Origin of the sequence: Psychromonas aquatilis, assembly GCF_038155185.1 — a bacterium.
Taxonomy (GTDB): Bacteria; Pseudomonadota; Gammaproteobacteria; order Enterobacterales; family Psychromonadaceae; genus Psychromonas; species Psychromonas aquatilis.
This window is the reverse complement of record NZ_JBAKAZ010000013.1, coordinates 34,750-58,552: the sequence shown is the minus strand read 5'-3', so window position 1 is coordinate 58,552 and position 23,803 is coordinate 34,750. Positions and strand designations below refer to the sequence as shown.

Here is a 23,803-nt window from a genome sequence, read left to right as displayed (position 1 = left end):
ATTAATGAAATTAAAACTTGGAGATAGTTTATGCGTCTTATTCCTCTAGAAAAATCATCAAATGTTGGCCTATGGGCTGCTCAATATATTGTTGATAAGATTAATGCTTTTCAACCTACGCAAGATCGCCCTTTTGTTTTAGGTTTACCGACAGGCAGTACCCCATTAGAAACATACAAACACCTTATTGAGCTATATAAAATGGGTGAAGTTAGCTTTGAGCATGTGGTGACTTTTAATATGGATGAATACGTCGGAATAGCGCCTTCACATCCAGAAAGCTATTACAGCTTTATGCATAACAATTTCTTTGATCACATTAATATACAAAGTCAAAATATTAACCTGTTAAATGGCTTGGCTGATAACTTGGAAGAAGAATGCCAACGCTATGAACGTAAGATAAAAAGTTACGGTGCAGTTCACCTCTTTATGGGAGGTGTCGGTAATGATGGTCATATCGCGTTTAATGAACCTGGCTCTTCTTTAGCCTCACGAACACGAGTAAAAACATTAACCATGGAAACACGAACAGCTAACTCGCGCTTTTTTGATAATGATATAAATCAGGTACCTAAATTAGCGCTGACCATTGGTGTCGCAACGTTATTAGAAGCAAAAGAAGTATTAACACTTGTAACAGGACGCCATAAAGCATTAGCATTGCAAGCCGCTGTAGAGGGTTCCGTTAATCATTTATGGACAATTAGTGCATTACAACTACATCAAAAAGCGATTATTGTTTGCGACGCTTTCTCTACAATGGAATTAAAAGTAAAAACGCTAAAATATTTTCAAGAGTTAGAAGCTGAAAATATCCGAGGCCTATAAATATCTCGCATCATTATTAATGAGCTTAATAACAGGCTACTTTATTTTAAGCTCATTATCTGTCCATTTACTTAAAGGAGTGGTTGACCGTGTATGCCTTAACCAACTGTACCATATACACTAGCAAATCAATTCTACTTGATCATGCCGTTATTATTGAAAATAATCTCATCAAAAATATTACTGCTACTAAAGATTTACCAGCAGAAATCAACACAATAGATTTAAAAGGCCAAAACCTTTCTCCGGGTTTTATTGATTTACAGCTTAATGGTTGTGGTGGCGTTATGTTTAACGGTAATGAAACAGAGCAAACACTGTCAATCATGCAAGCTGCTAATTTACAATCAGGTACAACCAGTTTTTTACCCACTTTTATTACTGACAGCGACAATGGCATTGAACGTGCGTTAAATGTAGCGCGTAGTTACATGCAAAAAACTGAAAATGAAGTATTAGGATTACACCTTGAAGGGCCTTATATTAGTTTAGAGAAAAAAGGAATTCATCCACAGCAATTTATAAGATCAGCAGATACCAGCATGATTGACCTGATTTGTAAAAATGCAGATGTCGTTGCACAGATAACCCTTGCTCCTGAGAAAAATGATAATGAAGTGATCAAGCAATTAAGTGCTGCTGGTATTGTTGTTTCCTTAGGGCATAGTAATGCTACCTATCAACAAGCAACAATGGCGATTCAATCAGGTGCATCTTCAGCCACGCATTTATTTAATGCAATGTCAGCAATGGCAGGTAGAGAACCCGGTATGGTCGGTGCTGTTTATGACAACGATATTTATGCCGGTATTATTGTTGATGGGTTTCATGTCGATTATGTCAATGTACGACTATCTAAGAAATTAATGGGTGAAAAACTGATACTGGTAACAGATGCTACCGCGCCAGCAGGTGCAAATATCGAACAATTCGATTTTGTTGGCACCACCGTTTATTACAAAGATGGAAAATGCTTTGGTGAGGATGGCACGTTAGGCGGCTCTGCGGTAACTATGATTGAATCAATACAGCAATGTGTTAACTATGTAGGAATCACCTTAGAAGAAGCGATTCGCATGGCAACCCTTTATCCTGCAAAAGCTATCTCAGTTGATCATAAACTAGGGAGTATTGAACAGGGTAAAATCGCCAACTTAGCAATATTTGATCAACACTATCAAGTAACAGCGACAGTAGTAAATGGCGTATATAAAACATCTACAAAATGATAGATTGACGTGTTTTTAGTTAACTTAACGGATACTTAATAAATGGATAAGCAAAATATAATGCCTGATACTATTGCTAATTTAGAACAGGTGAAACAAAAAAATAGTGCAAACATTTATAAAGTCATTGAGCAATATAAGCCTATTTCAAGAGTAGAAATAGCTAAAATAAGCAACTTAGCACCGGCAAGTGTGACTAAAATAACACGTCAGCTAATGGAAAGTGGGCTCATTACCGAGGTTGAGTTACAAGTCTCAACGGGTGGACGACGTGCCATTTCATTAGCGCCAAACTCCGATAACATCAATATTATTGCTATCAAGTTAGGGCAAAATCTATTATCAATTGCGCATTATAATTTATCAGGTGACAAGGGGCTTAATAAACAGATCACTATCCCTAAAAAAGAAAGTTGTGAAATGCTCACTGATTTTTTGATTGGTGAGATTGCAAAGTTTATTACTCAACCGACATTAATTAATGAAAAAATATCGGCCATTTCGCTCACCATATCCGGTTTGGTCAATCCTAAACAAGGTGTTGTTATTTCAACACCCACTTACCCTTTTGATCATTTCCCGTTAGCTAATGAAATAGAAAAAGCATTCAATATACCTACTTTTATTGGTAACCATACACGCTGCCTAGCATTAGCTGAAAATTACTTTGGTGCCACAAAACATTGCCAAGACTCGATTTTAATCAGTGTTCATCACGGTGTTGGATCTGGTGTGATCATTGATAACAAGGTACTACTTGGAAAAAACTGTAATATTGGAGAAATAGGTCACATTCAAGCAAACCCTTTGGGTAAGGCCTGTTATTGCGGAAATATAGGTTGTTTAGAGACTGAAGTTAGTGATACCGCCATTCTCAATAAAGTCAAAGAAGCTATATCAGCAGGTAAAAAAAGCGCAATAGAGAGTGATAACCTAAACATCAATGCAATATATCTTGCGGCAGCTAATGGCGATCAACTTTGCCAATCAATTACAGAGCAGGCAGCTAATTATTTAGGGAAGAGTATTGCGATTTTAGTTAATTTATTAAACCCTGAAAAAATAATACTCGCGGGGAAAATAATTACGGCGGGTGATATCTTTTTTGATACCGTAAAAGCATATATTAAATCTCAAACATTGCCAGATTTTAATAATAAGCTAGAAGTGATTGGTAGTGAATTAAGTTCAGATATAACCATTGCTGCTTTTGCGTTAATAAAACAAGCAATATATGAAGGCAACTTGCTACAAAGAATTAAAGTATAAAAAGTGAGTTAATAATCTAACTCACTTTTTACTATTACCTTATTGCTGTGAGAAGACAATTTCTCCCTCATTTACATCAACAAGAATATCTTCACCGGTGGTTAATTCACCAGATAAGATTTTTTGCGCTAGCGTATTTTCCAATAGCTGTTGCACAGCCCTTTTTAATGGACGCGCCCCATAAACAGGATCGTAACCAGCATCGACCAATAATTTAATAGAAGCATCATTAAAAATAAGGTGATAATCCCTTTCTTTCAAACGATCCTGCAATGATTGAAGCTGTATCGTTGCAATCGATTTTATATGTTCTTCACTCAATGGATGGAACACCACTGTTTCATCAATTCGATTCAAGAACTCAGGTTTAAAGTGATTAGCTAAGACACCTAATAATGTATTCTTCACATCACCGTAAGAAGCTTTTGGAAAAGCCTCTTGGATAATATCTGAACCAATATTAGAAGTCATAATGATCACTGTATTACGGAAATCGACGGTACGCCCTTGCCCATCGGTTAATCGCCCATCATCTAACACCTGCAGTAAAATATTAAAGACTTCAGGATGTGCTTTTTCTATCTCATCTAACAAAATAACAGAATAAGGTTTACGACGAACGGCTTCGGTTAAATACCCGCCTTCTTCATAACCAACGTAACCAGGAGGCGCCCCTACTAAACGAGAGACTGAATGTTTCTCCATGAACTCTGACATATCAATACGCACCATGTTATCGACACTATCAAATAGGAAACTTGCTAACGCTTTACAAGATTCAGTTTTACCGACACCTGTAGGGCCTAAGAATAAAAATGATCCTATTGGGCGATCCGGATCGCTCAATCCAGCTCGACTACGACGGATTGCATTTGAAACAGCACTTATTGCTTCATTTTGCCCGACCACTTGCGAGTGTAGGTGCGTTTCCATTTTTAATAATTTATCACGCTCTCCCTCAAGCATTTTAGACACTGGAATACCTGTCCAGTGTGCTAATACGTCTGCAATTTCATTTTCAGTGACAGAATTTTTTAATAATGTCATCTCTTGTACTTCTGCTTTTGCTGCAAAATCAAGCTGCTTTTCTAAATCTGGAATGCGTCCATATTGTAATTCAGACATACGAGTCAGATCGCTAGCTCGAGTCGCCACTTCAAGGTCTAAACGTGCCTGCTCAAGTGCTTGTTTAATATCTTGAGTACCTGACAATGCCGCTTTTTCTGTTTTCCAAATCTCATCTAACGCTTCGTATTCTTTGGTTTTATTATCTAAGGTAGCTTGTAGATCACTGAGTCGTTTAATACTCGCTTCATCAGAAGCACTTTGTAATGCTTTTTGCTCCACAGTTAATTGAATAATTTTACGGCTTAACTTATCTAAGCTTTCAGGTTTAGAATCCATTTGTAAACGGATACTAGAAGCCGCTTCATCAATTAAATCAATGGCTTTATCAGGTAACTGGCGATCAGCAATATAACGATGTGATAAGGTCGCCGCTGCCACAATAGCAGGATCCGTGATCTCTACTTTATGATGTAATTCATAACGCTCTTTTAAACCACGCAAAATAGAAATAGTGTCTTCTACCGTTGGTTCATCTACTTGTACTTTTTGAAAACGACGCTCTAAAGCGGCATCTTTTTCAATATACTGACGATATTCATCCAAGGTTGTAGCACCAACACAATGCAGCTCTCCACGGGCCAATGCCGGTTTCAGCATATTGCTTGCATCCATTGCGCCATCCCCCTTGCCTGCCCCTACCATAGTATGTAACTCGTCGATAAAGAGAATGATTTGACCTTCTTCTTTGGATATTTCCGATAATACCCCTTTTAAGCGCTCCTCAAACTCACCTCTGTATTTTGCACCGGCAACTAATGAGCCCATATCTAAAGAAAGCACACGCTTATTTTTCAGGCCTTCAGGGACTTCTCCATTGATGATACGTTGAGCCAGGCCTTCAACAATCGCTGTTTTACCGACACCGGGCTCACCAATGATTACCGGATTATTTTTAGTACGACGTTGTAGCACTTGCACCATACGACGAACCTCATCGTCTCGGCCAATAACAGGGTCAAGCTTACCCGCCGAGGCTCTTTCTGTAAGGTCAATAGTGTATTTATCAAGTACATTTTCAGGACCATCAGCATCATCAACATGCTCGCCCTTGCGTAATTTTTTTAATGATTCTTCAACTTTATTTTTGGTTAAGCCTAGCTCTGCTAATACTTTACCGAGTTCGCCTTTATCTTCACAAACGGCCATTAAAAAGAGCTCTGAAGAGATAAATTTATCTTTTGCTTTTTGTGCATATTTATCACACAGATTAAAGGCAATATTAAGCTGGTTTGAAATTTGTACTTCCCCACCAATACCTGAGACTTTAGGTTGCTTGTCAAGCATGGTCGATATTTTTGAACGTAGTAGATTTATATTAATTTCAAGATCAGACAGGATACCTCTGATCGCTCCACCATCTTGATTAAGCATCGCTAACAACACATGTGTTGCTTCGATGTATTGGTGATCTCGGCCTAACGCAATTGATTGCGCATCTGCTAACGCTAATTGAAATTTACTGGTTAATTTATCTAATCTCATCATGATTCTCCTACAATGATTACATTATAAAAGATGGGGGAAAGCAGATAGATTTCAAGTCAGGAAGGGAAAATAATGAACAAATATTAAACAAAATTTTTATTTATAAAAATGTAATGAAGAACAACCTATTATTCATCGTCGTTAGAAAAAGTGAATTAATTTTTACTTGAATCTTTAATCAATCCAAATAAAAGTCGCTAATCGACCTGTTTGTCCGTCTCTTCTGTAGGAATAAAATAGCGCGGGATCATTATAGGTACACAACTCACTTTCAGTGATTGTTATGCCCTTAAATCTTGCTAGTCTTAGCTTGGCTAATTGATGTAAATTAGCAAGCCATTTATCGTTATGGGCCACAAAAGCGGCATCTGACTGACTGTTTTCACTGATAAAAAGCGTACGCACTTCATCACCAACTTCAAAAGCCGTAGGCCCAATACAAGGCCCTAACCAAACTAATAAGTTGTGTGCTTCAACCTTAAGTTCAGCACAGATCTTATCAATGCTTTTTTCAATAATGCCATCATATAAACCACGCCATCCAGCGTGAATAGCAGCAACAAAAAGTCCTGCTTTATCAGTGACTAAAACCGGTAAGCAATCTGCAGTCATGACTACACAAGTACGCTGATTTGAGTCACTCCAACTGGCATCAGCATTGAGGTTATCTGGAGTATTACTGGTTAATTTAATTAACTCACAACCATGCACTTGGTTTAACCAACAAAAATCATGTGAATTAGGGAATTGCTCAACTAAAATCTGACGGTTTGTTGAGACATGTTTAGGATCATCCTTAACATGCCCTCCTAGGTTTAACCCTTTAAATTCATTAACACTAACACCACCACAACGCGTAGTAGAGTATGCATGAATATGGGCAGGTGCTGCCCATTTAGGTTGAATAAATTGCATTTATGATTAGAAATCCAATTGTTTTTCATGTTCAATAGCATCTGCACGCAATGCAGCCGCTAATGCTTTAAAGTCTTCTGGTGGCTCTGCATGCCATTCCATCTCTTCACCTGTAATAGGATGCTCTAAACGTAACATAGTTGCGTGTAATGCTTGTCGTCTAAAACCACGCAGTGCTTCACTAAACTCAACAGAAGCGCCTTTAGGTGGGCGAGGACGGCCACCATAAACTGGGTCACCGGCTAATACATGGCCTATCGACATCATATGCACACGAATTTGGTGAGTACGACCTGTTTCTAAACGTAATCGTAAACGTGTATGTGCACGGTATTTTTCAGAGATTCTAAAGTGTGTAATCGCATCCTTACCAGCAGTATGGTTTACAGCCATTTTAGTACGGTGAACTTTATCACGGCCAATAGGCGCATCAACTTTTCCGCCTGCAGTAAAGCAGCCCGTTGCGATAGCATCATACTCACGCGTCATTTGACGAGCTTGTAAACTAGTAACTAGGTGTGTTTGTGCTGGCACAGTCTTCGCTACCACCATTAATCCAGAGGTTTCTTTATCTAGACGATGTACAATACCGGCACGCGGTACTTCAGCAATATTCGGGTAATGGTACAAAAGCGCATTTAATAATGTACCACTTGAGTTACCCGCGCCAGGGTGAACCACTAAACCAGCTGGTTTATTAATAACTAAAATATCGTCATCTTCATAAACGATATCAATTTCAATTTTTTGAGCAACAAAAGTTACTTCATCTTTTAACACAGCATTAACTTCGATCAATTGGCCGGTAAATACTTTTTCACGTGGTGTAGAAGACACTTTACCGTCAATTTGTACTAGGCCAGCTAAAATCCACTCTTTAATACGTGAGCGAGAATAATCAGGGAAAAGTGCTGCAACAGCTTGGTCTAATCGAAATCCTAACTGGTCATCTGTTACTTCTGCAGTTAGATTTATTGCTTGGCTCATAGTGTTCTCTTCTTGTATTTTTGGTTCTATTATAATTAATTTTTTAAAAAGTATTTACCCTAACGAACATATCTTGTCACATTTTATGTGTTTTTACTTTTATTTCGTTGTACGATAGCCGATACTGTTACTTTTTAATATTGGCCGACATTATAACACTTATGAATAAAATCCTTAGATTAATAACGACCAGTTTTTTTATTGCCATTTTTATTGCTGGTTGCTCTTCTAAAAAAAGCAGTCAACCTAAAGTAGCGGATAAGCCGCCTGTTGAATTATACCAAGATGCAACAGCAGCGTTAGAATCTGCAAACTATGAAAAAGCCTCAGAAATATTAGAAGCGCTTGATAGCCGCTACCCTTTTGGTCCTCACTCAGATCAAGTACAACTCGATCTGATTTATGCTTATTACAAGCGTAATGAAATGGCACTCACCTTGTCTAATATTGATAAATTTATACGCTTAAATCCTACTCACAAGGATTTAGATTATGTTTATTATATCCGAGGGCTAACCAACCTTTCTGTTGACGATCAATTTTTCCAAAATTTATTTGGAATAGACCGGTTTAATCGAGATCAAAGCCCTCACCAAAGAGCATTTAAAGATTTTAACCAAATCTTGAAGTACTACCCAAATAGTGAATATGCAAAAGATGCAAGACAACGCATGATTTACATTAAAGATCGTGTGGCGCGCTATGAAGTATCAATTGCCGAGTGGTATATCAAACGAGAAGCGTATATTGCCGCTATCAACCGTTCTAAAATTGTCTTAAATAACTACCCAGATACAGAGTCGGTAGAAGACGCATTAGAAATTATGATTAAAGCTTATGATGAATTGGGGTTAGAAGAGCCTAAAGCAAATGCTCTTGCTGTTTTAAAACTTAATTATCCTGATAGTAACGTAGTAAAACGTAGCGAACGTTGGACACTATTTGACTGGTAAATAACACCTTAGTTATTTCTCATTCCAATAAAAAAGGAGAACTCAGTTCTCCTTTTTTGTCTCTACTTTCGAGTAACTTGCTTGAACTTTTAACGCTTAAACAGCTTCGCCATTTTCTTCGCCTGTTCTAATACGAATAACACGTTCAACTGGTGTCACAAATATTTTTCCATCACCAATTTTACCGGTTTGAGCAACACTCATGATAGCTTCAATACAGCGGTCTACATATTCTTTTTTCACCACTAATTCTATTTTCACTTTAGGTAAAAAATCCACCATATATTCAGCACCACGATAAAGCTCTGTGTGCCCTTTTTGACGACCAAAACCTTTTACTTCAGAAACAGTCATCCCTGTGATATCGATATCTGCAAGAGCCTCTCTCACATCATCCATTTTAAATGGCTTAATAATCGCTTCTATTTTTTTCATGTTTAGATAAATCCTATATCGTTAGTGACTTTAATGACTTAGCCATTATCGCATGTAGCAAATGGGTAGAAAAGATAAAAACATTACGAGTTAAAAGGTCAATGACCAAATAAAACAGCGCTTTCATCTAATTAATTATAGCGTTCCTAATAGAGTATATTTAAAAGCAAACTCAGTAAAGCGAGCAATTTCAGGGACAGTGAGATATGTTAGAAAATTGAGAGTTTAGACTTAGCTGGGGAATAAATTTTAATCAGGAAAATTAACCAATAAGTTTGCTAAGAGTTCATTAAGATTAAAGAGTAATAGAGGCGACTATCACGCTGATAGAGCTGATTATTTCTCTATCAGAAAGATTACCACAATGGCACGGGTAAAACAGTGCCATCATGTTTCAATTGTTAAATGGTAGAGCTAATCGATCTGTTTGATACGCAGTTCAGCAGGCACTTCAAACACGGTATTCTCTTCTACACCAGGGTTTTCAAGTACGATATCAGCCCCCATATTTTGTAGCTTTTTAATCACAGCTTGCACCAAAATATCTGGAGCCGATGCGCCCGCTGTAACGCCAACACTACTAATATTCTCAAACCAATCTAATTGAATATCTGATTCATTATCAATCAGATAAGCATTTACACCAACACTGCTTGCTTTTTCACGGAGGCGATTCGAATTAGATGAATTAGTTGATCCAACGACTAACACGAGATCCGTTTTATCTGCTAAATCTTTGACAGCATCTTGTCTATTTTGCGTTGCATAACAAATATCATTTTTACGCGGCCCTTCAATTAAAGGAAACTTTTCACGCAAAGCAGAGATCACATTAGCAGTATCATCCATCGATAATGTTGTTTGAGAGCTATAACACAAGCTAGTCGCATCTTTTACCTCAAGTTGAGCAACATCTTCAACAGACTCAACAAGATAAATGCCACCTTTTACGCTGTCGTATTGGCCCATTGTACCAATGACTTCAGGATGTCCCTGGTGTCCTATTAAAATACACTCCTGATCACGACGGCTCGCGCGAGTTACTTCCATGTGTACCTTAGTAACTAAAGGACAGGTTGCATCAAATACTTTCAGCGCTCTTCGCTTCGCTTCTTCACGCACACTTTGTGCAACACCATGCGCACTGAATATAACAATACTATCGCACGGTACTTCATCTAATTCTTCAACAAATACCGCCCCACGATTTTTTAAATCGTCCACCACATATTGATTATGTACAACTTCATGACGTACATAGATCGGCGCAGGAAAGAGATCTAATGCGCGTTCTACAATATTAATTGCACGGTGTACACCAGCACAAAAACCACGTGGGTTTGCTAAAATAACTTTCATTACATTCTCAATATAAAATAATGTTAAGAGTCTATTAAACTGACAAAAAAGATATTAATCACTTTATCTTATAATACTTCTAATACATCCACTTCAAAGGTCACGGTTTGACCTGCAAGTGGGTGGTTAAAGTCAACAGTCACACTATCAGCAACGATTTCACGCACGATGCCAGGTAACTCAGTACCATCTGGTTGTGTAAAGCTAATAATAGTACCTATCTCTGCAGGCACATCAGCAGTGAACTTACTCAACTCAATATAATGAAAATTATCTGGGTTAGGTAAACCAAATGCATCTTCAGGCGGCAAAGTGAAAGACTCTGAGCTACCTTCTTTTAAGCCTAATAAGCAATCCTCAAAACCAGCTGTTAGGCTACCATCACCCATTACAAATTTAGCAGGCTTATTATCAACTTTAGTACTATCAACTGCTGAGCCATCAGCTAATTTAATAGAGAAATGCATTAATACTTCACTGTTTTCAGTAATTACTTTTTGATCAACCATCATTTATTATTTTCCTTTGCTTTCTCTCGTTTATCCGCCCAAAATATTGAATCTATAATGATCATGCTTGCGCCGATAAAAATAGCAATATCAGCCACATTGAATGTTGGCCAGCGATAAAAACCTAAGTCAAAATCTAAAAAATCTACCACATAACCAAAGATTACACGATCTAAGGCATTACCAATAGCACCTGATAAAACTAATGCATAAGCACAATTCATCCAACGATCCGATGCTTTATTTTTCTTCATTGAATAGATTAAATAAGCAGAGACAATAAATGCAATCCCAGTAAAGAGATACTTTTGCCACCCGCCTGCATTACCTAAAAAACTAAAAGCAGCGCCGTAATTCCGTGCATAAGTAAAATTGAAGAAAGACAATACTTCGTATGATTGGTATAAATCAAGCATTTGTATTGTCATATACTTGGTGATTTGATCTATGATTAAAATGGCTAAAGATAACCATAACCAAGTTAATCCAGTTCTCACCTTTAGTATCGATTTAGATAAGTTTTCGGTCATATCATTTCCAACAAAAATATTAAAAAAAACGCCTTAAGTCTTTTTCAGAACTAAGGCGCTTAAGACTATTTGTATCGCTTACTTAGTGCTTATTAAGCAAATTGACGACGTTCACCTTCACCATCGACATTTGTAATACAACGACCACATAATTCAGGATGAGTTTCATTTTGACCCACATCTTCACGATGATGCCAACAACGATCACACTTCGCAGCCGCACTTTTCTGTACTTGAACAGATAGACCTTTCAGCTCTGTTGTAATTGCATCGGCCGGCGCATCTGCAAATGCTTTAACCGTTGCTTGTGATGTAATTAATACAAAACGCAACTCATCATCTAATGTATTTAGCAGTGTGCTAACCTCTTCTGACGCATAGAGTGTCACTTCAGCTTCAAGACCGCCACCAATAACACTTTCTTTACGTGCCAGCTCTAATGCTTTGTTTACTTCAGCACGAACAGAGATTAATTGTGACCACTTGCTATTATCTAATACTTCATTTTCAGATAAGCCAAATAGACCGTCATACCATGTTTCAGTAAATACAAACTCATTACGCTCACCTGGTAAACGTCCCCAAATCTCATCAGCAGTGAAGCTTAAGATAGGTGCCATTAGACGTACTAATGATTCAGCAATATGATAAAGCGCAGTTTGACAACTTAAGTGTGCATTACTACCTGTTTTAGCCGTGTACTGACGATCTTTAATGATATCTAAGTAGAAGCTACCTAAATCAATTGAACAGAAGTGCATTAGTTTTTGATAAACCACATGCATACTATAATTGTCGTAAGCTTCAATCACTTCATTTTGTAATGTTAATGCTTTACCAACAATCCATCTATCTAGCGCAACCATCTCTTCTGCTGGCACTAAATCAGTTTTTGGATCAAAACCATTTAAGTTAGCTAATAAGAAACGTGATGTATTACGAATACGACGGTAGCTATCTGCACTACGGTTTAAAATCTCATCAGAAACTGTTATCTCACCAGTGTAATCTGTCGACGCAACCCATAAACGCAGAATATCCGCACCTAGATTGTTCATCACCGTTTGTGGAGACATTACGTTACCAAGTGACTTAGACATTTTCTTGCCATCGCCATCAACCACAAAACCATGCGTTAATACTTCTTTATAAGGCGCGACACTGTTGATAGCTGTACCTGTTAATAAAGAAGACTGGAACCAACCACGGTGTTGATCTGAACCTTCTAAGTACATATCAGCTTTTGCTTGTGAACCATCAGCTTGAGTATACTCATCGCGCACAGAAACAACAGATGCATGCGTTGTACCTGAGTCAAACCATACGTCTAATGTATCGGTTACCTTACGGAATTGTTCAGCTTCAAAGCCTAAAAGAGATTCAGGCTCTAAATCAAACCAAGCTTGAATACCTTCTTTTTCGATTTTTTGAGCCACTAGCTCCATCATTTCAACAGAGTTTTCATGCAATTCATCGGTTTCTTTATTCACGAATAAAGTAATTGGCACACCCCAAGTACGTTGGCGAGATACACACCAATCTGGACGTCCTTCAATCATTTTTTCGATACGGCTTTGGCCCCAGCTAGGGATCCATTTAACATCTTTAATCTCTTTTAATGCGCTATCACGTAAACCTTTTTGGTTCATTGAAATAAACCATTGTGGTGTAGCACGGAAGATAATTGGTGTTTTATGTCTCCAACAATGTGGGTAGCTATGTTTGATATTAACATGGTGTAATAACGCATTACGTTCTGTTAATACTTCTAATACTTTATCGTTTGCTTTGAAAACGTGTAAACCAGCAAAGAATTCAGTATCTTCACGGAAAACGCCATTATCAGCAACAGGATTTGCCACTTCTAATTCATATTTTAAACCAGCAGAGTAATCGTCTTGACCGTGGCCAGGTGCAGTATGAACACAACCAGTACCCGCATCTATCGTTACATGATCAGCAACAATCATCGGTACTTGTAAATCTAAGAACGGATGTTGGAATAATTGTTTCTCTAAATCCGCGCCTTTAGCAATCGCTAATGTTGTGTACTCTTCTATACCGTAACGAGTCATACAATCAGCAACTAAATCAGTTGCTAAAATTAAACGACGCTCACCCGCTTGAACTAATGAATACTCAACTTTAGCCGCTAATGCAATTGCACGGTTAGCAGGTAAAGTCCAAGGTGTTGTTGTCCAAATAACAGGAGAAATTTGACCTTGGCCAAGGTCTGCACCTTGTGCTGCAAAACAGGCTAATACAGCATCAGCATCCACAGCATTAAATGCAACATCGATTGCAGCAGAGACTTTATCTTCATATTCAACTTCAGCTTCTGCTAAAGCAGAGCCACAATCAGTACACCAATGAACAGGTTTTGAACCTTTGTGTAAATGACCGTTTTTAATGATACTTGCTAGTGCACGTACAATATTCGCTTCAGTTTCAAAGTTCATTGTTAGGTATGGTTTATCCCACTCACCTAATACACCTAAACGTTTAAAGTCTTTACGTTGGCCATCAACTTGGCGAGCAGCGTATTCACGACATTTTACGCGGAATTCCGCTGCCGTTAATTTTTTACCTGGTTTACCGTGTTTTTGCTCTACCTTTAATTCGATTGGTAGACCATGACAATCCCAACCTGGAACATAAGGGGCATCAAAATCAGATAACGTTTTAGATTTAATAATAATATCTTTTAAGATTTTATTTACCGAGTGACCGATATGAATATCACCATTTGCATAAGGAGGTCCATCATGCAAAATAAACGTTTTTTTACCTTTTTTAGCTGCACGGATTTTTCCGTATAGATCTTGTTTATACCAGTTTTTAAGCATATTAGGTTCGCGATTTGCTAAGTTTGCACGCATCGGGAAACCCGTTTTTGGTAAATTTAATGTACTTTTGTAATCACTCATCGGTTTTATTCCATCTTACGATTTATTAATTAAGCAAATGCCATTCTTTAGCTTGCTGAATATCTTTATCAATTTGTGTTTTAAGTTCTGCGAATGAATCAAAACGAACTTCATCGCGTAATTTTTTCTCAAGTATAACCTCGAGCTGGCGACCATATAAGTCACCTTCATATTCAAAAATATGCACTTCTAATTGCTGTCTTTCACCATTAACAGTTGGTCGACAACCAATATTAGCAACACCGGTATACACTTCTTTATCAATGCCCAATATTGATACGGCAAAGACACCTGAAACAGGTGATACACGACGTTTTAAATAAAGATTTGCAGTTGGAACGCCTATCGTACGGCCCAACTTTTTACCATGCCCAACACGGCCTGATATACTATATTTCCTACCGAGCATTTGCTCTGCTTGTTGCAGATTCCCAGAAGCCAACGCACTGCGAATTCGAGTACTGCTGACGCGACATGTATCTTGAGAAAGGCTACGAGTATCCACCACCTCAAAGCCATGTTTTTTACCTGCTTCTTTTAATAACTCAAAGTCACCTAAACGTTGATAGCCAAAATGGAAATCATCGCCTATCACTAAAAATTTGACATTAAGCTTTTTAATTAATAATTGCTCAATAAAATCTGTCGCACTTAAATTGGCGAACTTATGTGTAAAAGACACACACATTAAGTTATCTAACTGCAATTTTTCAAGCTGAACAAATTTATCTCTCAAACGGCTCAAACGTCCTGGCGCATTTTTACCTGCAAAAAGTTCAGCAGGTTGCGGCTCAAAAGTCATCACAGTCGCAGGAACATTTAACCTTTCTGCTTCTTTTAATAGACGAGATAAAACCGCACGGTGACCAAGATGAACACCATCAAAATTACCAATACTTAAAACACAACCTTGAGGTTGAGGTTGTAAGTTATGAATACCGCGTATTAATTCCATGAAATATCTTAATTAATTTGCCTAAAAAAGCGCTGAAAATTCAAAAAGTCTGATTATATATGAAGGTAACAAAGTATTCAGCTTTCATTTTAAGGATTTACTATTAAATATCTTGGCTCACTTTAAAATGTCTTAACTTTAAGCCTAACATGAGACATGTTAATAAATACACAATAACGCCACCGATAATTAAAACCGCTAAATGAGTAGCAGCTGCTAATAAGCTAAAACTCGTCCATTCCAATAAATTAGGGGTCACATAAAACAATACTCCAGCCATTACCAGCCCAGAAACTAGAATACGTAATAACACGGTAACACTATCATTTTGGCGTTGATAAACGCCGCTTTTATATAAACCAAACCACAATAAACTAGCATTTAATGTGGCAGAGAGTGCCGTTGCAATTGCCAAACCGACATAACCAAAAGGCACGGCAAACACAATATTCAGTACCATATTACTGAGCATCGCAATAATACCAAACTTCACCGGTGTCTTAGTATCTTGACGAGAGTAATAACCAGGAGCAAGGACTTTCACTAACATAAAGCTCAATAAACCACTGGCGTAGGCCCACAAACTCATTGCTGACATACTGACATCCTGTATATCAAACTCACCACGCATAAATAAAACACGCAGCATCGGTTCAGCTAACACCATTAAGCCGAGCATCGCTGGTATTCCTAGAAAACACACACTACGAATCCCCCAATCTATGGTTTTCGCAAACGTTTCTGGTGATTTATTAATATGTGAAGAAGATAAACTAGGCAAAATAACCGTTGCGATTGCAATACCAAACAACCCTAAAGGAAATTCTAATAAGCGATCAGAATAATATAGCCAACTAATAGAGCCTGTTTGTAAAAAGCTGGCAATAAAGGTATCAAGCAATAAGTTGATTTGGCTTACCGACACACCAAATAATGCAGGAATCATTAATGTACGAATTTTTACAACACCCGGGTGATGCCATTGCCAAGTAGGTTTAACCAGTAGGTTTTCTTTTTTCAAGAAAGGAATTTGAAATATAAACTGAATAAAACCACCAATAAAAACACCTATTGCTAAACCAATTTCAGGTTGGGGAAGTGTCGGGGCGAGGTAAATAGCACACGTTATAATGGCTATATTCAAAAATACAGGCGTAAAAGCTGCCACAGCAAATTTACCTAATGTATTAAGAATGGCACCTGATAAAGCTGTAAAAGTAATAAACCATAAATAAGGAAATGTAATTTTTAACATATCAGAAGCTAACACGAACTTATAAGCTTCCTCTCCACCATTCCACCACTCCAAGAACCAACCAAAACCAAATAAAGCGGTGATTACAGAAGATCCTAAAACCCCTAAAATAGTAATAACCGTAACGATTGTGCCTAAAGTGCCAGAAACCGCTGAAATTAATTCTTTTACTTTTTCTCTAGGTTGGGTTTTCTCATATTCGGTTAAAACAGGAACAAAAGCTTGTGCAAATGCCCCTTCTGCAAATAATCGACGTAAAAAATTAGGAATTTTATTCGCAAAGAAAAATAAATCTGCTGCGGCTCCAGCTCCCATTAAATTTGCAATAACGATATCACGGACTAAACCTAAAACACGGGAGATTAATGTCATGGAACTAACGATCATGCCTGATTTTATTAGCTTTTTGCTCACTCTAAAATTCCTAAATCAAAAAATGGGGGATAACTTAATGCACTAAGAGCTAGTGTAAAAGGTGATAAAATACACCCTTTAAGCAAATTTAATAGTCTTAAGTACAGATATATTATAGAAACAAACAACACTGGGTTTGCATCTGTAGTACGTAGAGTATAAAATGCGCGCAGTTTAACCATCGCTCTGGTTTGTTACCAGTTATTTTATTGGTTAATAAAAAACCATTTGACAATACACGTGTTACAAGGCATATTCCACGACCTTTGATTATCCCTTGTTATACAGAATTTAGGAGTTAAGGTCTTGGCTAATATCAAGTCTGCTAAAAAACGTGCTTTATTATCTGAAAAAAGCCGTAAACATAATGCAAGTCGTCGTACAATGTTACGTACTTTCATCAAGAAAGTTGTTGTTGCTATCGAAGCTGCTGACAAAGAACTAGCTACGGCTGAGTTCATTAAATTACAATCAGTTTTAGATGCTTACGCAACTAAAGGACTGGTAAGCAAAAACATGGCTGCTCGTAAGAAAAGCCGTCTTTCTGCAAAAATTAAAGCGCTTTAATTCTTATTTAAGAATTAACGTTTTTTTTAATATATTAAAAAACCGACCTAGTGTCGGTTTTTTTATATCTAAAATTTCACTTTTTATTAACGACGTTTAAATGCCCATCCCAGATAGTGCATTGAGCAAATCTTTAACCACTTTAGTCACATTTGGGTTAATTTCCTCCAGCTCAACAAGTTGTTGAGTGATTCCGTTATCTTTTATTAGTTTCGCTGGGTCACCTGAAATAATGGCTTGTTGTAATTGATCGTGCACTTGCTGCAACTCGCCAGCAGTACATTCATCAGCCACTACACCATCTGCTAATAGATCAGATAGTTTTTGAAATTCCGATTGTACTTTTGTAATTGGCATACATACCTCACTTTTCAATAATAAATAAAATTGTGTATTTTTAGGATCATACGACGCATATACAGTAAGCGTTCTACTTTGCTTATTAAAATAACCTATCAACAGACTCGTTATTAGTCTTTAGTCGACATTTTGATAAAACGATCAATAAAACGTGTAAATACTAGATAAACCACCACAAAAATAACACTCACCGCTAATAACAAATAAGTAAACCAACTTAATTGATGATAATGCGCTAATAATTGACTCGATATATAGATTGCTAATAACCAATAGGCTATACGCAGCACATATCCCCATATTGGATAGCTTTTATCTGTTAACCATAGTTTTGCCATATTTCCCTCTATCAGTTATCTGATTATGCATTATCAATATTAAAGCTTAATACATCATTAATATGTGATTGCTCTGTTGCTAGCATTAACAGCCTATCTAACCCCAATGCAACGCCTGCACAATTTGGAAGATCATCTAAGCAGCTTACAAACTTCTTATCGATAGGCATTTCATCTAAACCAATGTTTTTACGCGTTACATTATCAGCTTGAAAGCGTTTTAATTGCTCTTCGCTACTATTTAGCTCATAAAAGCCATTAGCTAACTCAATGCTTTTATAATATACCTCAAAACGATCTGCTACACGTGGATCCTGTGTATTTATTCTCGCTAAGGCAGCTTGTGAAGCAGGAAAATCATATACAAAGCACGGTTGTATTTGCCCTATTTTTGATTCAACAGCAATACAAAATAATAATTGCAGAATAGTATCTTTATCTGTTTCATTATTAAGTACTTCACCCAGCTCTAAATGTGCACCTGCCATTTTCAGTTCCGCCACTGATGCAGTTAAGGGATCGACATTGAGATGTTCCATAAAGGCCTCTTGATAAGTACAACGAGTAGGCTCCTTACATTCTAAAACCATGACCAGTAATGCAGCCATTTCATCCATTAACTGATGATGATTAAAGTCAACGCGATACCACTCTAATAACGAAAATTCAGGATTATGAAATCGTCCGGACTCTTCATTACGATAGACTTTAGATATTTGATAAATACAACCACTGCCAGCAGCAAGCAAACGTTTCATATGAAACTCAGGTGACGTTTGCAAATATAATGGGACTCCCCCGTCTATTAAAGGACTCTCGCTAATATTACGCCCAACAAACTGGGTTTTAAAACAATGTAAATGTACATCTGTTACGGCAGCTTGACTTAAAGAAGGTGTTTCGACTTCTAAAACATCACGCAGCTCAAAAAAATTCCGGATTTTTTTGAGCATGATTGCACGCGCTTTTATTTGTGCCATTGCAGCATTTGGTAACCAATTCATTACATCTCCTTTTTTGTTTATTTTACCTAACCTTTTAATGTTCTGATATCAGCAAAGTCAATTTTAATTATGTAAATTCAAGTACTATTCGACTACTTTTATAGCTCGATCAATTTTCTTATATTTCTAGCTGATAAACTTAATTCATAGCATTTTTCATTTATTTGGAGTGGTGTATGGAAATAATCAAAACAGACGTAGCAATAGTAGGAGCAGGCGGTTCTGGCCTAAGAGCCGCTATTGAAATTGCAGAAAATCACCCACAACTTGACATTGCATTGATCTCCAAAGTTTATCCAATGCGTAGTCATACCGTTGCAGCAGAAGGCGGTGCTGCAGGGGTTATACAAACAAGTGATTCATTAGAGCAACACTTCAACGATACCGTTTCTGGTGGGGATTGGTTATGTGAACAAGATGTCGTTGAATACTTTGTGGAGAATGCTGCCAAACAACTAACGCAATTAGAGCTCTGGGGTTGCCCATGGAGCCGCAAAGAGGATGGCTCTATCAATGTGCGAGCATTTGGTGGTATGAAAAAAGAACGTACTTGGTTTGCAGCTGATAAAAGTGGTTTCCATATTTTACATACACTTTTTCAGACCTCTATTAAGCATCCTAAAATCACCCGTTTCGATGAGCATTTTTGTTTAGATTTAATCGTTGAAGATAATAAAATTCAAGGCGTTTTAATTCTTGATATTGCAGAAGGTGAAAGCAAACTCATTCAAGCAAAATCAGTCATTATGGCCACTGGTGGTGCTGCTCGAGTTTATACATACAACACTAATGGTGGCATAGTAACGGGAGATGGCATGGCGCTCGCCTACCGACATGGTGTTGCTTTACGCGATATGGAATTTATCCAATATCACCCTACTGGGTTGCCTGGTTCAGGTATTTTAATGACCGAGGGATGTCGTGGGGAAGGCGGGATTTTAACAAACAAACACGGATATCGATATTTACAAGATTATGGCCTTGGCCCTGAGACTAAAAAAGGCCAACCTAAAAATAAACACATGGAACTTGGTCCTCGTGACAAGTTGAGCCAATGTTTCTGGCAAGAACAACAAAAAGGCAATGTCTACCATGGTCAACGAGGAGATTACATCCACCTTGATCTAAGACACCTAGGCGAAGCGAAAATCAATGAGCGACTACCTTTCATTCGTGAACTAGCAAAAGCCTACGTTGGTATTGATCCTGTGGACAGCCCTATCCCTGTTCGGCCTACGGTTCATTATACAATGGGAGGTATTGCCACTGATATAAAAACAGCCACCAGCTTAGCAGGGTTATATGCAATAGGGGAATGTGCTTCCGTTGGCTTACATGGAGCAAATCGCTTAGGGTCTAACTCACTAACTGAGTTAGCTGTATTTGGACAAGTCGCAGGTCAACAAGCAGCAGAATTTGCAAAACGGACAGAACATATTGATGTTGAAAAGATACGTGAGCAAGCACAACAGGTCATTAACAGAACAGAAGCGTTATTAAATAGTGACGGTACTGAAAAAATGTCAGATATTCGCCAAGCAATGGGTGACTGTATGGAAGAAGGTGTTGGTATTTATAGAACACAGGAGTCTATGCAAAAAACAATAGAGACTTTGGCTGAATTAAAACAACGTTATCAACATATCAAAATTAATGATAAATCCAGTGTTTTTAACACAGAGTTTTTATATGCCATTGAGCTAGGTTATTTATTAGATACTGCAGAAGCTATTGCACATAGCGCAATTTTACGTAAAGAATCAAGGGGCTCTCACCAACGTATTGATGAATATAATAGTCGAGATGATATCAACTTTTTAAAACACTCTTTGGCTTATTATAAAAAAACAGGTGCGCCCGAAATACAGTATGCGCCAGTAAAAATCACCAAAAGCCAGCCCGCAGAACGTGTATACGGTGCAGCCTCTGAAACCAAGGAGAAGTAACGATGAGTACAAATAAAATCGACATAGAGATCCTTCGTTATAGACCTGAGCTAGATGAAAAGCCATTTCCTCAAGTATTTAGTGTGCCTTATAACCCTGATATGTCGATATTAGAAGGGTTGCAATATATCAAAGATCACCTAGATAGTACGGTCAGTTTTCGCTGGTCATGCAGAATGGCAATATGTGGTAGCTGTGGATTGATGGTCAATAATGTGCCCAAGTTAGGTTGTAAAGCATTCTTACGGGATTATTATCCAAATAAAGTAGTACTTGAACCATTAATGAACTTCCCGATCGAACGAGACCTAGTGGTCGTGATGGATGACTTTATTAATAAGCTTGAAGAAATAAAGCCTTATATCATTCCCAAACAAGATAGCACATTATCTGACGGCCCAAACCAACAAACGCCAGCGCAAATGCAAAAGTACCAACAATACTCAATGTGTATTAACTGTGGGCTTTGTTATGCCGCTTGCCCTCAATATGGTTTAGACAATCAGTTTATGGGGCCGGCTGCATTAGCATTAATTGCACGTTACAACCGAGACAGTAGAGATGATGCATCAGCGGCAAGAATGAAGATAGTCAATCAAGAGGAAGGCGTTTGGTCATGTACTTTCGTTGGTTATTGTTCCGTTGTTTGCCCGAAAGGCGTTGACCCAGCTGGAGCGATTCAATTATTAAAAGTTGAAAGCAGTAAAGATTATTTAATTGGCATGTTTAAACCTGAATAAATAAAAGCACCTACGCATAAACGAGTGTTGGAGTATCTAAGATGAGTAAACGTAAACCATATCAACGAGAAGTACAGTCCACATGGTGGTTAAAAAGCAAATTTTACACCTTTTATATGATCCGAGAAGGCAGTAGTATTTTTATTACTTTATACAGCCTTATTTTAGCTTGGGGTATCTTACGATTGAGTCAAGGTGAAGCGGCATTTGATGCTTGGTTATCCGTTTTACAACACCCAGTATTCATTTTATTTCACTTGATCACCTTAATCCTTGCTTTATACCATTCTATCACTTGGTTTTCACTGGCCCCTAAAGCCGTGGATCTGTACATAAAAGGAAAGCCATTAGCCGATAAAGTTATCATCACCGGTCACTACATTGGCTTTATCGTCATAAGTCTTTTGTGTTTAGTCATCGTTATGCTGTAAGGAGGATATATGACACCGAAACAAACAGATAAAACACGCGCCACACAGCACAGTAAACAATATGTCCGTAGCCATGAACCTGTTTTTTGGGGGTTATTTGGTGCGGGGGGAATGTTAACGGCCTTTTTAACACCGATGATGGTGCTCATCACTGGTTTATTAATCCCATTAGGCTTAATAAACAAAACGCATTTGAATTATGAAAAAGTGCAAGCCTTTGCTAGTACGTGGTACGGAGCAGGCATCCTGTTGATACTGATCGCTCTGCCTATATGGCATACCTTACATAGAATATTTCATTCGCTACATGATTTAGGGATTAAACGAGGACGAGATTGGCAGCAGGTTATTTGTTACGGGTTTGCATTTGCCGTGAGTGTGTTTGTATTTACCTTATTGCTACAAATAGTAACGTTATAAAATAATACCAATTATATTAAATAAGTGATCTAAATTTTACGCAGAAAAAATGACTTAGTTTAAGGCGTAATTTGAGTTAAATAGTTGTTCTATTTGCGAAAATTACAACGAAGAAATAAGTTATTTTAGCAAGTAAAATAGATCAGTTAATTAGTGTGATTGGTATAAATTTAAATCAGCTATAAAAAAACCAGCTTGATGCTGGTTTTTTATAATAATTGAAGTCACGCTTCAATTATTTTTTTACACGTCCAACATATTCACCATTACGTGTATCAACTCGAATCACTTCGCCAATTTGAATAAATAATGGAACACGTACAACAGCACCAGTTGATAAAGTAGCTGGTTTACCACCGGTCCCTGCAGTATCACCTTTTAGACCTGGGTCTGTCTCTGTTACCTCTAATTCCACAAAATTTGGTGGCATTACGGCAATAGGAGCGTCATTCCAAGTTGTGATTGTACAAATGTTTTGCTCTACTAACCATTTTTCCATATCGCCTACTGCATTCGCATCTGCTGCAATTTGCTCAAAGGTATCGTTATCCATAAAGTGGAAAAATTCACCATCGTTATAAAGATAAGCTAGATCAAAATCCATTACGTCTGCAGATTCAACAGTTTCATTTGATTTGAAAGTTTTATCTACTACTTTACCTGAAATTAATTTACGATATTTCACGCGGCTAAATGCTTGGCCTTTACCAGGTTTAACATATTCATTTTCCATGATCACACATGGTTCATTATCGAGCATGAATTTTAGCCCGCCTTTAAAATCACTGGTACTATATGTTGCCATTATAACCTCTA

The 23,803-nt window shown here is 37.6% G+C and carries 23 protein-coding genes; 9 read left to right on the top strand and 14 right to left on the bottom strand.

Annotated features, from left to right (window positions below; translation table 11 throughout):
* The first annotated feature begins 30 nt into the window (after positions 1-30).
* The 3 genes from nagB (at position 31) to V6256_RS05410 (ending at position 3,329) form a co-directional block, all read left to right on the top strand.
* Positions 31-831 carry a glucosamine-6-phosphate deaminase gene (gene nagB, locus V6256_RS05420; RefSeq protein ID WP_341597056.1) on the top strand — a complete coding sequence of 267 codons (801 nt, stop codon included), beginning with the start codon at positions 31-33 and terminating at the stop codon, positions 829-831.
* 89 nt (positions 832-920) lie between these two features.
* Positions 921-2,060 carry an N-acetylglucosamine-6-phosphate deacetylase gene (gene nagA / locus V6256_RS05415; protein ID WP_341597055.1) on the top strand — a complete coding sequence of 380 codons (1,140 nt, stop codon included), beginning with the start codon at positions 921-923 and terminating at the stop codon, positions 2,058-2,060.
* A 42-nt stretch (positions 2,061-2,102) separates the two neighbouring features.
* On the top strand, positions 2,103-3,329 hold the full coding sequence (locus V6256_RS05410; RefSeq protein WP_341597054.1) for an ROK family protein: 1,227 nt from the start codon (positions 2,103-2,105) through the stop codon (positions 3,327-3,329).
* Positions 3,330-3,368: 39 nt separating this feature from the next.
* Here V6256_RS05410 and clpB read toward each other — a convergent pair whose 3' ends face one another.
* The 3 genes from clpB to rluD form a co-directional block, all read right to left on the bottom strand.
* A complete protein-coding gene (clpB, locus tag V6256_RS05405; RefSeq protein WP_341597064.1) occupies positions 3,369-5,939 on the bottom strand; it encodes an ATP-dependent chaperone ClpB in 2,571 nt (856 codons plus the stop codon).
* 177 nt (positions 5,940-6,116) lie between these two features.
* Positions 6,117-6,857: a peptidoglycan editing factor PgeF gene (gene pgeF, locus V6256_RS05400; RefSeq protein ID WP_341597053.1), complete on the bottom strand. Its 741-nt coding sequence runs from the start codon at positions 6,855-6,857 to the stop codon at positions 6,117-6,119.
* 6 nt (positions 6,858-6,863) lie between these two features.
* A complete protein-coding gene (rluD, locus tag V6256_RS05395; RefSeq protein WP_341597052.1) occupies positions 6,864-7,844 on the bottom strand; it encodes a 23S rRNA pseudouridine(1911/1915/1917) synthase RluD in 981 nt (326 codons plus the stop codon).
* A 161-nt stretch (positions 7,845-8,005) separates the two neighbouring features.
* Here rluD and V6256_RS05390 point away from each other — a divergent pair, with 161 nt between their 5' ends.
* A complete protein-coding gene (locus V6256_RS05390) occupies positions 8,006-8,797 on the top strand; it encodes an outer membrane protein assembly factor BamD (RefSeq protein WP_341597051.1) in 792 nt (263 codons plus the stop codon).
* 96 nt (positions 8,798-8,893) lie between these two features.
* On the opposite strand, the gene V6256_RS05385 is transcribed toward V6256_RS05390, so the two are convergent.
* From V6256_RS05385 to murJ, 7 genes are all read right to left on the bottom strand, one after another.
* Positions 8,894-9,232: a P-II family nitrogen regulator gene (locus V6256_RS05385; RefSeq protein ID WP_341597050.1), complete on the bottom strand. Its 339-nt coding sequence runs from the start codon at positions 9,230-9,232 to the stop codon at positions 8,894-8,896.
* 414 nt (positions 9,233-9,646) lie between these two features.
* Positions 9,647-10,591: a 4-hydroxy-3-methylbut-2-enyl diphosphate reductase gene (gene ispH / locus V6256_RS05380; RefSeq protein WP_341597049.1), complete on the bottom strand. Its 945-nt coding sequence runs from the start codon at positions 10,589-10,591 to the stop codon at positions 9,647-9,649.
* A 68-nt stretch (positions 10,592-10,659) separates the two neighbouring features.
* Positions 10,660-11,100: an FKBP-type peptidyl-prolyl cis-trans isomerase gene (gene fkpB, locus V6256_RS05375; protein ID WP_341597063.1), complete on the bottom strand. Its 441-nt coding sequence runs from the start codon at positions 11,098-11,100 to the stop codon at positions 10,660-10,662.
* Positions 11,100-11,630 (bottom strand): signal peptidase II, encoded by a 531-nt coding sequence (gene lspA, locus V6256_RS05370; RefSeq protein WP_341597048.1) that lies wholly within the window; start codon positions 11,628-11,630, stop codon positions 11,100-11,102. The genes fkpB and lspA overlap by 1 nt, the downstream gene beginning before the upstream one ends.
* A gap of 92 nt (positions 11,631-11,722) precedes the next feature.
* Entirely contained in the window at positions 11,723-14,557 is a 2,835-nt protein-coding gene (gene ileS, locus V6256_RS05365; RefSeq protein WP_341597047.1) for an isoleucine--tRNA ligase, read from the bottom strand.
* Positions 14,558-14,582: 25 nt separating this feature from the next.
* Entirely contained in the window at positions 14,583-15,512 is a 930-nt protein-coding gene (gene ribF / locus V6256_RS05360; protein WP_341597046.1) for a bifunctional riboflavin kinase/FAD synthetase, read from the bottom strand.
* 103 nt (positions 15,513-15,615) lie between these two features.
* Positions 15,616-17,181: a murein biosynthesis integral membrane protein MurJ gene (gene murJ / locus V6256_RS05355; RefSeq protein WP_341597045.1), complete on the bottom strand. Its 1,566-nt coding sequence runs from the start codon at positions 17,179-17,181 to the stop codon at positions 15,616-15,618.
* Between the two features lie 306 nt (positions 17,182-17,487).
* Here murJ and rpsT point away from each other — a divergent pair, with 306 nt between their 5' ends.
* A complete protein-coding gene (gene rpsT, locus V6256_RS05350) occupies positions 17,488-17,748 on the top strand; it encodes a 30S ribosomal protein S20 (RefSeq protein WP_341597044.1) in 261 nt (86 codons plus the stop codon).
* Between the two features lie 96 nt (positions 17,749-17,844).
* Here rpsT and V6256_RS05345 read toward each other — a convergent pair whose 3' ends face one another.
* The 3 genes from V6256_RS05345 to epmA form a co-directional block, all read right to left on the bottom strand.
* The gene (locus tag V6256_RS05345) at positions 17,845-18,105 is read right to left on the bottom strand and encodes a DUF4404 family protein (protein WP_341597043.1); all 261 of its coding nucleotides are present in this window, start codon (positions 18,103-18,105) and stop codon (positions 17,845-17,847) included.
* A 113-nt stretch (positions 18,106-18,218) separates the two neighbouring features.
* On the bottom strand, positions 18,219-18,446 hold the full coding sequence (locus tag V6256_RS05340; RefSeq protein WP_341597042.1) for a hypothetical protein: 228 nt from the start codon (positions 18,444-18,446) through the stop codon (positions 18,219-18,221).
* 23 nt (positions 18,447-18,469) lie between these two features.
* Positions 18,470-19,450 (bottom strand): elongation factor P--(R)-beta-lysine ligase, encoded by a 981-nt coding sequence (gene epmA, locus V6256_RS05335; RefSeq protein ID WP_341597041.1) that lies wholly within the window; start codon positions 19,448-19,450, stop codon positions 18,470-18,472.
* 164 nt (positions 19,451-19,614) lie between these two features.
* Between epmA and frdA the strand changes: the two genes are divergently transcribed.
* Genes frdA through frdD form a run of 4 tightly spaced genes read left to right on the top strand, consistent with a single transcriptional unit; the run spans position 19,615 to position 22,987 of the window.
* Entirely contained in the window at positions 19,615-21,396 is a 1,782-nt protein-coding gene (gene frdA / locus V6256_RS05330; protein WP_341597040.1) for a fumarate reductase (quinol) flavoprotein subunit, read from the top strand.
* 2 nt (positions 21,397-21,398) lie between these two features.
* The gene (locus tag V6256_RS05325; RefSeq protein ID WP_341597039.1) at positions 21,399-22,136 is read left to right on the top strand and encodes a succinate dehydrogenase/fumarate reductase iron-sulfur subunit; all 738 of its coding nucleotides are present in this window, start codon (positions 21,399-21,401) and stop codon (positions 22,134-22,136) included.
* A 41-nt stretch (positions 22,137-22,177) separates the two neighbouring features.
* Complete coding sequence (locus V6256_RS05320; RefSeq protein ID WP_341597038.1) at positions 22,178-22,567, top strand: fumarate reductase subunit C; 390 nt, start codon at positions 22,178-22,180, stop codon at positions 22,565-22,567.
* 9 nt (positions 22,568-22,576) lie between these two features.
* Positions 22,577-22,987, top strand: coding sequence for a fumarate reductase subunit FrdD (gene frdD, locus V6256_RS05315; RefSeq protein WP_341597037.1), 411 nt, complete (start codon positions 22,577-22,579; stop codon positions 22,985-22,987).
* Positions 22,988-23,222: 235 nt separating this feature from the next.
* On the opposite strand, the gene efp is transcribed toward frdD, so the two are convergent.
* Positions 23,223-23,792, bottom strand: coding sequence for an elongation factor P (gene efp / locus V6256_RS05310; protein WP_341597036.1), 570 nt, complete (start codon positions 23,790-23,792; stop codon positions 23,223-23,225).
* Between the last annotated feature and the right edge of the window lie 11 nt (positions 23,793-23,803).

Coding starts and splice junctions, on each gene's coding strand:
- ribF (WP_341597046.1), bottom strand. CDS start 15,512: ATGGAATTAATACGCGGTATTCATAACTTACAACCTCAACCTCAAGGT.
- ispH (WP_341597049.1), bottom strand. CDS start 10,591: ATGAAAGTTATTTTAGCAAACCCACGTGGTTTTTGTGCTGGTGTACAC.
- V6256_RS05410 (WP_341597054.1), top strand. CDS start 2,103: ATGGATAAGCAAAATATAATGCCTGATACTATTGCTAATTTAGAACAG.
- clpB (WP_341597064.1), bottom strand. CDS start 5,939: ATGAGATTAGATAAATTAACCAGTAAATTTCAATTAGCGTTAGCAGAT.
- efp (WP_341597036.1), bottom strand. CDS start 23,792: ATGGCAACATATAGTACCAGTGATTTTAAAGGCGGGCTAAAATTCATG.
- V6256_RS05390 (WP_341597051.1), top strand. CDS start 8,006: ATGAATAAAATCCTTAGATTAATAACGACCAGTTTTTTTATTGCCATT.
- V6256_RS05345 (WP_341597043.1), bottom strand. CDS start 18,105: ATGCCAATTACAAAAGTACAATCGGAATTTCAAAAACTATCTGATCTA.
- epmA (WP_341597041.1), bottom strand. CDS start 19,450: ATGAATTGGTTACCAAATGCTGCAATGGCACAAATAAAAGCGCGTGCA.
- V6256_RS05320 (WP_341597038.1), top strand. CDS start 22,178: ATGAGTAAACGTAAACCATATCAACGAGAAGTACAGTCCACATGGTGG.
- fkpB (WP_341597063.1), bottom strand. CDS start 11,100: ATGGTTGATCAAAAAGTAATTACTGAAAACAGTGAAGTATTAATGCAT.
- nagB (WP_341597056.1), top strand. CDS start 31: ATGCGTCTTATTCCTCTAGAAAAATCATCAAATGTTGGCCTATGGGCT.
- V6256_RS05385 (WP_341597050.1), bottom strand. CDS start 9,232: ATGAAAAAAATAGAAGCGATTATTAAGCCATTTAAAATGGATGATGTG.
- rluD (WP_341597052.1), bottom strand. CDS start 7,844: ATGAGCCAAGCAATAAATCTAACTGCAGAAGTAACAGATGACCAGTTA.
- ileS (WP_341597047.1), bottom strand. CDS start 14,557: ATGAGTGATTACAAAAGTACATTAAATTTACCAAAAACGGGTTTCCCG.
- V6256_RS05325 (WP_341597039.1), top strand. CDS start 21,399: ATGAGTACAAATAAAATCGACATAGAGATCCTTCGTTATAGACCTGAG.
- V6256_RS05340 (WP_341597042.1), bottom strand. CDS start 18,446: ATGGCAAAACTATGGTTAACAGATAAAAGCTATCCAATATGGGGATAT.
- frdD (WP_341597037.1), top strand. CDS start 22,577: ATGACACCGAAACAAACAGATAAAACACGCGCCACACAGCACAGTAAA.
- lspA (WP_341597048.1), bottom strand. CDS start 11,630: ATGACCGAAAACTTATCTAAATCGATACTAAAGGTGAGAACTGGATTA.
- pgeF (WP_341597053.1), bottom strand. CDS start 6,857: ATGCAATTTATTCAACCTAAATGGGCAGCACCTGCCCATATTCATGCA.